Genomic DNA, 7805 nt, shown 5'->3' with positions numbered 1-7805 from the left:
CGCTGTCCATTCTCCTCATCGTGCCCATGGGCCTGCTCGCGGCCATGACGGGGGTGTGGCTGGACGGCGGGGACAACAACGTCTTCACGCAGATCGGGCTGATCGTGCTGGTGGGCCTGTCGGCGAAGAACGCCATCCTGATCGTCGAATTCGCGCGCGAACTGGAGTTCGCGGGCCGCACGCCGGTGCAGGCCGCCATCGAAGCCAGCCGCCTGCGCCTGCGACCCATCCTCATGACCTCGCTGGCCTTCGTCATGGGCGTGCTGCCCCTGGTGCTGGCCAGCGGCGCCGGCGCCGAGATGCGCTCGGCCATGGGCGTGGCGGTGTTCGCCGGAATGATCGGCGTGACCGCCTTTGGCCTCTTCCTCACGCCGGTGTTCTACGTGCTGCTGCGCCAGCTGACGGGCAACCGCCCCCTGCGGCAACACGGGGAGACACCCCACTTCAAGGGCTTGGCCAGCGGCGGCGCCGACGCCCGGCCCCTGCCCGCGGCCCCGGTCACGCATTGAAGGATTTCCACCATGAACACCATCAACCGCCTCCTGCCGCTGGCCGTCGCCCTGGTGCTGGCCGGCTGCGCCACCGCGCTGCCGCCGCTGCCCGCGTCGGTGGACACGCCGGCGCAGTTCAAGGAACAAGGCCCGGCCGCGCAGGCCACGGACCCTGCGCAATGGACCATCGCCCCGCCCGCCGAGGCCCAGAGCCGGGGCACCTGGTGGAAGGCCTTCGGCGATCCCGTGCTCGATGCACTGATCGAGCGCTCGGCCGTGGGCAACACCGACATCCAACAGGCCGCCGCGCGGCTGGCCCAGGCGCGCGCGCTGCTGCGCGGCGCACAGGCCGAGCGTGCGCCACAGATCGGCGCGGGCGCCTCGGCGGACCGTGGCGCGGGCGCCAACACCGCGAACGGTTCGACGCCGGCCACACTGCTGCAAGCCGGCCTGAACCTCTCATACGAAGTGGACCTGTTCGGGCGCCTGGCCCGCGCGCAGGACGCCGCTTCACTGGATGCGCAATCGCGCCAGGCCCTGCTGCAGAGCACGCGCCTGCTGGTGCAGGCCGAGGTGGCGCAGACCTACCTGGCCCTGCGCGCCACCGACACCGAGCGCGCCCTGATGCAGGACACCGCCAACGCCTACACCGACACCCTGCGCCTGACGCAGCGCCGCTTCGAGGCCGGTGACGTGGCCGAGCTGGACGTCATCCGCATCCAGACCGAGCAGGCCGCGACCGAGGCCGAGGTCATCGCGCTGGAGCGCACACGAGCCGAGCTGGAACACGCGCTGGCCGTGCTGCTGGGCGAGCCCGCCTCGGGCTTCGCGCTGGCCCCCACCGCCACGGCGCGCACGTTGCCGGTGATCCCGCCCGGCGTGCCCGCCACCGTGCTCGCGCGCCGGCCCGACGTGGCCGCGGCGCAGGCCTCGCTGCTGGCCGCGCAGGCCCGCGTGGGCGTGGCCCAGGCCGCCTGGTTCCCGCGCGTGTCGCTCACCGGCGCGGCGGGCTTTGCCTCGCCGGAGCTGGGTGATCTGTTCCAGTGGTCCGCGCGCTCCTGGGGCGTGGGCGCGCTGCTGTCGCTGCCGCTGTTCGACGGCGGCCGGCGCCAGGCCGGCGTGCAGAACGCGCAAGCCGAGTTCGACGCGGTGGCGGCGCAGTACCGCGGCCAGGTGCTCAACGCCCTGCGCGAGGTGGAGGACCAGTTGTCTTCCCTGCGCCTGCTGCACGAGCAATCGCTGGCCCAAGGCCGCGCGGTCAACGCCGCGCAGCGCGCCAGCGCGATCTCCGAGACGCGCTGGCGCAACGGGCTGGTGAGCCAGCTCGAGCTGCTGGACGCGCGCCGCAACGAACTGTTCAACCGCCGCCAGGCGCAGCGCGTGGAGGCGGCGCGGCAGCAGGCCACGGTGCGGCTGATCCGGGCCTTGGGTGGGGGATGGGGGACAGGCGAGCCGCAGCGCGGCTGAGCGATGGCGCGGCGCCCCACTCTGGGGCCTCGACGCCACGAAAGGGGGCTTGCGTCAAAACCCCATCATTCGGACGAACTCGCCCACCTCGCGCCGCGGTGTCTCAAAGCCGTTCACCGCCGCGCGCTCGTCGCGGTAGCCGAGCGACATTCCGCACACCGTCACCTGCCCCTCGGGCAGGCCGAGCACCGGCGCGATCACCGCGTGGTACGGCGCGAAGCTCACCTGCGGGCAGGTATCGAGCCCGCGCGAGCGCGCCGCGAGCATCACGCTCTGCAGGTACAGACCCAGGTCCAGCCAGCTGTGCGGCTTCAGGCAGGCGTCGATGCTGAAGATGAGGCCCACCGGCGCGCCGAAGAAGCCGAAGTTGCGCCGCGTCTGGCGTGCGCGCGCGGCGGCGTCCATGCGGTCGATGCCCAGGGCCTGGTAGTAGCGCGCGGCGAAGTCCGCCTGGCGCGCGCCGTAGGCCTCGGGCAGCGGTGTGGGGAAGTGGTGGGGCGGCGGGAGCTCGCCGCTGTCGAAGACGGCGGTGATGGCCCCCTCCACCTCGCGGATGGCCTTGCCGGCCAGCGCATAGACCTGCCAGGGCTGCGTGTTGGAATTGCTCGGCGCGCGACTGGCCACGCGCAGAATTTCCAGCACCGTCTCGCGAGACACCGCTTCGTCTCGGAACGCGCGCACCGAACAGCGCGAGCGCAGCAGGCCGTCGAGGCAGGCGGTGGTGTCGTCGATGGACAGCGTCATCGCGCGCCCCCGTCCGGTGCCGGGTGGTAGGCGATGCGCCCGGCCGGCAGGAAGAACAGCGCGATCACCGCGCCGCCCTTGGCCTCGGGGTAGTGGTGGCTGCCGGGCGGTGGCGCGGTCCAGCCCGCTTCGCACCAGCCATTCGGGCCCGCCAGCGCGGCGCCCGGCGTGACGGGGATCACCATATTGAATTCGCCGTAAGGGTGCGCGTGGTATTGCCCGCGGTAGCTGCCTTCGGGGTTGCCTTGCGTGTTGCCCCGGCTGTCCATGTACACGGCGGTGATGCTGAAGTGGTGCGTGCGCGCCGAGGGTTCGAGCAGGCGGCTGCGGCGGTAGATGGGTCCATCGATCTCGATGTTGGCGGCCCAGCCATCGGCCACGCCCCGCTTGATCAGTTTTGCCAGCGTGTCGAACAGCGCGCTGCCCGGGCCACGTTGCGCGTTGAGCCAGCGCTCAACCTCGGTGCCGGCCGTCATGTCCTTCACCTCGGCGAGAAAGGGCAGGCAGCACGCGATGAGTTCCTCGCGTTCGCGGATGTCGGTGTCCGGGTTCATCTCACTCCTCCATGCGGAAGCCCGACGCGCGCACCACCGGCGCCCAGGTCTCGCGTTCCTGGCGGATCTGGGCCGCGAACTCCTTGGGCGTGCGTGCGCGCACCTCCAGCCCGACCTTCTCGAAGCCGGCGCGCAGAGCGGCGTCCCGGCTGGCCTTGTCGATGGCGGCGTGCAGGGCGTTGACGGTGTCGGCCGGCGTGCCCGGTGGCGCGAAGACACCATAGGTTTCCGCGCCGCGAATCTGGCCCAAGCCCTGCTCGGCGAACGTGGCGACGTTCGGCAGGAAGCGCGAGCGCTGCTCGCCCGTCACACCCAGAATCCGAACCTTGCCCTGCTGCACATAGGGCAGGAAGTCGGCGACGAAACCGAAATAGGCCGGGATCTGCCCGCCCAGCAGGTCCTGCATGGCGGGGGCCGATCCGCGATAGGCGATGTGCTCCAGCTTCAGGCCGCCGGCCTCGGACAGCTGGTAGCCCAGGAAGTGCGCCACCGAGCCGGCGGCGGGCGAGGCGTAGAGCGCGGCGCCCGGCGTCTGGCGCACCCAGGCCACGTAGTCGGGCAAGGTCTTCACCGCGGCGGGGGCGTTGCCGCTGATGGCGAAGGCACAACCGGCCGTGACCAAAGAGGACACGGGCACGAAGTCGGCCTCGGCGTCGTACTGGAGCTTGGTGTAGACGTGCGGGTAGATCGTCAGCGCCGAGGTGTGCGTGCACAGCAGGGTGTTGCCGTCGGCCGTTTCGCGCTTGAGCTGGCCGTTGGCGATGCGCCCGGCCGCGCCGGCGCGGTTGTCGACGATGAAGGTTCGGCCTTCGCGGCGCCAGGCGTCGGCGAGGTGGCGCGCGGTGGTGTCCAGCGTGCCGCCAGCGGGGTAGCCCACCAACAGCTTGCCCGGGGTGTTGGCCAGCAAAGGCCAGGACGCGCCCGCGGCCGGCAGGGCCGCGAGCAACTGCGCGAAGGCGCGGCGGGAGAGTGTGTTCATGCGGGTCCTCTGCTTTCAACGGCAACCGATGTCCGTTGACCCGAATGCTGCGACGATTGCGGATTGCAGGGAACTGGTCTCTGTGCAATGGTTCGTTGCACAGCATTCATATCGGAGTGGGCAAGCATGAGCATCGGCAAGGTGGACCTCAATCTGCTGAAGGTCTTCGACGCGGTCTTTGAGGAGCGCAACCTGGTGCTCGCGGGGCGCCGGCTGCACCTGAGCCAGTCGGCCGTCAGCCACGCGCTGTCGCGGCTGCGCGAGGTGGTGGGCGATGAGCTCTTCGTTCGCACGGGGCGCGGCATGGTGCCCACCGGGGGTGCGCTGCGCATGGCGCCCGCGCTGCGCGACGCGCTGCGGCGCATCGAGGCCACGCTGGACGTGGCGCCATTCTCGGCGCGCGGCTCGCAACGCCAGTTCGTCATCGCGGCCAACGACCACGTCACCGCCGTGCTGGTGGCGCCGCTGGCGCGCAAGCTGCAGCGCGCCGCGCCGGGCGTGGACCTGGTCATCCGCCCGTCCACGCGGCTGGACCTGGCCGAGCAGATCGACCTTGGCCGCATCGATCTCGCGATCGGCATCTTCTCTCAGGTGCCACCGCGCATGAGCGCGCGCACCCTGATGTCGCAGGGCGAGGCGATCCTGATGCGCAAGGACCACCCGGCGTCGCGCGGCCGGCTCACGCTGACGGCCTTCGCGCGCCACCCGCTGGTCACCATCTCGGTGGGCGGGCAGGAAGAAGGCGCGGTGGACGGCTTCATCCTGGAGCGCGGGCTGGCGCGCCAGTCGGAGATGTTCGACCGCGGCGCGCTGCGCGAGGCGCTGGACGCGCAGGGAGTGCAGCCCCGCGTGCGCGTGACCGTGCCGCATTCGCTCGCGATCCCGGCGCTGCTGCGCGACAGCGACATGCTGTCCATCGTGCCGGCCTCGCTGGCGCGGGCGCTCACGCGCGGCGACACCGGCCTGGTGATGCGCCAGCCGCCCTACCCGGCCAGCCAGGCCACCACGCGCGCCGTCTGGCACAGCCGCCACGACCACGACGCCGCGCACACCTGGCTGCGCGACGCGGTGGCCGAGGTGGCGGGCGCGCTTGGTGAGCGGCGCGTGGCGAAGGCCTGAGGACCGCGGCCCGAGCTCAGGCCAGCACGTTCACCTGTGTGCCGACGCTGCCCGACGTGGCCAGAGGCAGCGCGCCGGTGACGCCTTGCAGCAGCGCCAGCGCGGCGCTGCCCTGCATGTCCATGGACTTGCGCAGCATGGCGAGTTGCACCTTCTGCGCCACGTCGGCTTGCTGGTTGGCCACGACGGCCTGGACCATGGCGGCGGGTGAAACGTCCACGGGAACTCCTGTTGCTGAATGCCTTGTTCCTGGTATCGGTCGGTCGCCCCCGTTCTTGAACCGCGCGCCCGGTTCAGCCCAGGCCGGGGCCCTCCCCCGCCTCCCGCGTCGCCTGCCGCATCAGCTCGATGAACCGCTGCGCCCCCAACCCCAGCGGCCGCTCCGCGTTCCACACCACGTCCACCCACAGGCGCAGCTGGTTGCTGATGTTGCCGAAGCGAATCTCGGTGAGCCCGCCCGCCGCCACCAGCGGCTCGATGAGGCGGCGCGGCAGGTAGGCCCAGCCCAGGCCGGCCTGCACCAGGCTCAGCGTGGCCAGGTGGCTGTCGGTGCGCCAGAGGTGGCGCGACAGCAGCATGCGCGGGTCGCGCCCACGCGGGTCGCGGCTGGCCACGGCGATCTGGCGGATCTCGATCAGGTCGTTGAGCTGCAGCGCGCCCTGGCGCGCCAGGGCCTCGGGGTGGTCGGCGGCGATGACGGCCACGAACAGTTCGGTGCCCAGCTCCTGGAAGCCCTCGCGCTCGTCGCTGCCCGGGCGCTCGAACACCAGGGCCAGCTGCGCCTCGCCGGCGTGCAACATGCGCAAGGCGTCGGCCTGCGGCGCCGACAGCACCTCCACCAGCAGCGCCGGAAATTCTTCGGCCAGCACCGCCAGCGACCGGCTCCAGGGCGCCGACAGCAGCTCGGGCGCGATGGCGATGGTGAGCTGGCGCTCCAGCCCCTGGTGCAGGGCCTGGGCGTGCGCGCCCAGGCGGCGCAGCTGGCTGGCGATCTGGCGCGCCTGCGGCTCCAGCGCGCGCGCCACGTCGGTGGGCCGGGGCTCGCGCGCGCGGCGGTCGAACAGCACCAGGTCCAGCTCGGCCTCCAGCTGCGCGATGGCCATGCTCACCGCCGAGGGCACGCGGCCCAGCTGGCGCGCGGCGGCCGAAAAGGAGCCGGTGTCCAGCACCGCCAGGAAGGTGCGCAGGTTGTCGCTGGTGAAGGCTATGGTCGCCCCTATCTGTCAGATTTTCTGAAATTATCTGACTTTTCCCTTCAGAAATGTGCGCATACAGTGCCCCCATCGCCCCCGCCCATCCGCCGCGGGGGCCACCCGAAGGATTCCCGACCATGCAAGGCATTCGACGCAAGATCGTCTACGTTTCCCTCTACGAGCTGTTCGCCATCGCCGCCTCCAGCGCCGGCCTGGCCCTGCTGTCCGACAGCGGCCTGGGCCACGCCAGCGTGGCGGCGGTCGCGGCCTCGGCCATCGCCGTGGTCTGGAACCTGGCCTACAACACCCTGTTCGAGCGCTGGGAAGCGCGCCAGGCCACCAAGGGGCGCGGCGTGGCGCGCCGCATCGCGCACGCCCTGGGTTTCGAGGCCGGCCTGGTGCTCATGCTGGTGCCGCTGTTCGCCTGGTGGCTGGGCGTGTCGCTGTGGCAGGCCTTCGTGCTGGACCTGGGCCTGATCGTGTTCTTTCTGGTCTACACCTACGTGTTCAACCTGGGCTTCGACCGCGTGTTCGGCCTGCCGGCCTCGGCCGCGCCGCAGCCGGCCCCGGGCGGCTGAGCCGGCTCAGGAATCCTGGAACAGGCTCTCCCGCACGCCCGAGACCTCGGGCAGCGGGAATTCCTGGCGCACCGCGCGCCCGAAGTAGCCCTGGCGCACGGCCTGGCTGGTCTGCCAGGCCGCGATGGTGGTCTGCGCCCGCTGCGCCTCGAGCAGGCGCATGGCCGGGGTGCGGAAGTAGATGATGAGCGCGGCCTCGCGCGGGTTGAAGCCTTCGCTCAGGCCCAGATCGATGACCGCCTGGCGCAGGTGCGAGGGCACCGTGTTCGACGGAATGCCCAGTTCGCCGAGGGCGCGGCTCAGGCCGAAACGAAACCACGCTTTCTTCAACATGAAGAAATTAGAGCATCGGGCCGCCGCGGCGCACCCCCGGGAAGCCCCTCACTGTCGCCCATCTGTAGGACCTAAGCCACTGATCTGTGGCGGCTCCGCCGCGCCTCAGCCCGCCGCGTCCAGGAAGCGCTCCACGCGATCGTTGAATTCGGCCGGTCGCTCGAAGTACGGCGAGTGCCCGCAGTTCGCCATGACCGCCGACTGCGACCGCGCGAAGTGCGCCGCGACGGCGCGAACGAGGTCCGGCGGCATCAGCGGATCGAATTCGCCGCCCAGCAGCAGCACCGGGCAGGCGATCCGCTTCAGCCGCTCGCGCGGCACGGCCATGGCCTCGCTGTTCAAGACCG

The 7805-nt window shown here is 71.5% G+C and carries 11 protein-coding genes; 4 read left to right on the top strand and 7 right to left on the bottom strand.

Annotation, left to right across the window (positions count from 1 at the left end):
* Both BGO22_RS16430 and BGO22_RS16425 read left to right on the top strand, forming a co-directional pair.
* Positions 1-509 (top strand): efflux RND transporter permease subunit (locus BGO22_RS16430; RefSeq protein WP_286851794.1); only part of this gene is annotated, 509 nt, incomplete at its 5' end.
* Between the two features lie 12 nt (positions 510-521).
* Positions 522-1958, top strand: a complete 1437-nt coding sequence (locus BGO22_RS16425) for an efflux transporter outer membrane subunit (protein WP_286851793.1) — start codon at positions 522-524, stop codon at positions 1956-1958.
* Positions 1959-2012: 54 nt separating this feature from the next.
* Here BGO22_RS16425 and BGO22_RS16420 read toward each other — a convergent pair whose 3' ends face one another.
* The 3 genes from BGO22_RS16420 to BGO22_RS16410 are packed head-to-tail and all read right to left on the bottom strand — an operon-like array spanning position 2013 to position 4235.
* Positions 2013-2702 (bottom strand): nitroreductase, encoded by a 690-nt coding sequence (locus tag BGO22_RS16420; protein ID WP_286851792.1) that lies wholly within the window; start codon positions 2700-2702, stop codon positions 2013-2015.
* Positions 2699-3256 carry a 4-hydroxylaminobenzoate lyase gene (locus BGO22_RS16415; RefSeq protein WP_286851790.1) on the bottom strand — a complete coding sequence of 186 codons (558 nt, stop codon included), beginning with the start codon at positions 3254-3256 and terminating at the stop codon, positions 2699-2701. Before BGO22_RS16415 ends, BGO22_RS16420 begins: the two co-directional genes overlap by 4 nt.
* A gap of 1 nt (position 3257) precedes the next feature.
* The gene (locus BGO22_RS16410; protein ID WP_286851789.1) at positions 3258-4235 is read right to left on the bottom strand and encodes a tripartite tricarboxylate transporter substrate-binding protein; all 978 of its coding nucleotides are present in this window, start codon (positions 4233-4235) and stop codon (positions 3258-3260) included.
* A gap of 126 nt (positions 4236-4361) precedes the next feature.
* On the opposite strand from BGO22_RS16410, the gene BGO22_RS16405 reads away from it, so the two are divergent.
* Complete coding sequence (locus BGO22_RS16405) at positions 4362-5354, top strand: LysR family transcriptional regulator (protein WP_286851787.1); 993 nt, start codon at positions 4362-4364, stop codon at positions 5352-5354.
* 16 nt (positions 5355-5370) lie between these two features.
* Here the strand turns inward: BGO22_RS16405 and BGO22_RS16400 are convergent, their stop codons facing one another.
* Entirely contained in the window at positions 5371-5574 is a 204-nt protein-coding gene (locus BGO22_RS16400; protein ID WP_147326207.1) for a putative motility protein, read from the bottom strand.
* Positions 5575-5647: 73 nt separating this feature from the next.
* Complete coding sequence (locus BGO22_RS16395; RefSeq protein ID WP_204744086.1) at positions 5648-6562, bottom strand: LysR family transcriptional regulator; 915 nt, start codon at positions 6560-6562, stop codon at positions 5648-5650.
* Positions 6563-6684: 122 nt separating this feature from the next.
* On the opposite strand from BGO22_RS16395, the gene BGO22_RS16390 reads away from it, so the two are divergent.
* Entirely contained in the window at positions 6685-7125 is a 441-nt protein-coding gene (locus BGO22_RS16390; protein ID WP_070400803.1) for a PACE efflux transporter, read from the top strand.
* Positions 7126-7131: 6 nt separating this feature from the next.
* On the opposite strand, the gene BGO22_RS16385 is transcribed toward BGO22_RS16390, so the two are convergent.
* Entirely contained in the window at positions 7132-7458 is a 327-nt protein-coding gene (locus BGO22_RS16385; RefSeq protein WP_070400802.1) for a hypothetical protein, read from the bottom strand.
* A 105-nt stretch (positions 7459-7563) separates the two neighbouring features.
* The coding region (locus tag BGO22_RS16380) for an alpha/beta fold hydrolase (protein ID WP_286851783.1) at positions 7564-7805 on the bottom strand (242 nt) is incomplete at its 5' end.

Source organism: Hydrogenophaga sp. 70-12, assembly GCF_001897365.1.
In the GTDB taxonomy this organism is placed as follows: domain Bacteria; phylum Pseudomonadota; class Gammaproteobacteria; order Burkholderiales; family Burkholderiaceae_C; genus Hydrogenophaga; species Hydrogenophaga borbori.
Note: the sequence above shows the minus strand (reverse complement) of the source record. Positions and strands in the feature narration are given on the sequence as shown.

Excerpts from the sequence above, each read along its gene's own strand:
- BGO22_RS16425 (WP_286851793.1), top strand. The coding sequence starts at position 522 with ATGAACACCATCAACCGCCTCCTGCCGCTGGCCGTCGCCCTGGTGCTG.
- BGO22_RS16420 (WP_286851792.1), bottom strand. The coding sequence starts at position 2,702 with ATGACGCTGTCCATCGACGACACCACCGCCTGCCTCGACGGCCTGCTG.
- BGO22_RS16415 (WP_286851790.1), bottom strand. The coding sequence starts at position 3,256 with ATGAACCCGGACACCGACATCCGCGAACGCGAGGAACTCATCGCGTGC.
- BGO22_RS16410 (WP_286851789.1), bottom strand. The coding sequence starts at position 4,235 with ATGAACACACTCTCCCGCCGCGCCTTCGCGCAGTTGCTCGCGGCCCTG.
- BGO22_RS16405 (WP_286851787.1), top strand. The coding sequence starts at position 4,362 with ATGAGCATCGGCAAGGTGGACCTCAATCTGCTGAAGGTCTTCGACGCG.
- BGO22_RS16390 (WP_070400803.1), top strand. The coding sequence starts at position 6,685 with ATGCAAGGCATTCGACGCAAGATCGTCTACGTTTCCCTCTACGAGCTG.
- BGO22_RS16385 (WP_070400802.1), bottom strand. The coding sequence starts at position 7,458 with ATGTTGAAGAAAGCGTGGTTTCGTTTCGGCCTGAGCCGCGCCCTCGGC.